The following is a 551-nucleotide window of genomic DNA, read 5'->3' on the forward strand; positions in this document are numbered from 1 at the left end:
CGTAGATGGCGCGACTCGTCTCGCCGGTGAGATAGTGCCACAAACGGTACAGGTAGCCGGTCCAGTACATGGGTTCCCGGCCCCAGGAAGCTCCGGAACGGGGCAGGCCGCCCACTTCGTCGTCAAGCTCTTCCAACAGGTATTCCTCCCCGGCCCACTGCAGGAAGTCGAAGACCCCTTCCATACGTCGCGCCACGTCGCTGTTCATGAAGGCCTCGATGAAGGTGGGGCAATCGTAGCCGCGCGCGCGGGCCAGTTCGAAGAGACGTCCCTGGATGTCGCACAGTTGTCGTTGGTCTAATCGCAGGTCAGCCAAGGGGAACACCGGCTTCCAGTATCTCGTCGATGAAGTGTCCCTCGCGGCGGTGCTCGCGACAGATGCGCTCAGCCAAAGCCACTCCCTCGGCCCGGTTCGCCTCGCTCGTGGCAATCAGCTCGGTCCGCTCGGCCTCGCTGAGGCTACGTTCATCCACGATGCGAACGGCATCGCATGCGGCTTGGGTGAGCGCCACTACTTGGTTGCCCAGCTGCAGCGCGGAAAGACTTTTTAT

At 62.4% G+C, this 551-nt stretch carries 2 protein-coding genes; both read right to left on the bottom strand.

Features of this window, described 5'->3' with window-relative positions; all coding sequences use genetic code 11:
• Positions 1–316, bottom strand: a 316-nt coding sequence (locus NE591_RS12260; RefSeq protein ID WP_256156745.1) for a hypothetical protein, incomplete at its 3' end; no start/stop codon positions are given.
• Positions 309–551, bottom strand: a 243-nt coding sequence (locus NE591_RS12265; protein WP_256156746.1) for a hypothetical protein, incomplete at its 5' end; no start/stop codon positions are given. The genes NE591_RS12260 and NE591_RS12265, both read right to left, overlap by 8 nt.

The sequence above is a fragment of the Adlercreutzia sp. DFI.6.23 genome (assembly GCF_024462535.1).
GTDB lineage: Bacteria > Actinomycetota > Coriobacteriia > Coriobacteriales > Eggerthellaceae > Adlercreutzia > Adlercreutzia rubneri.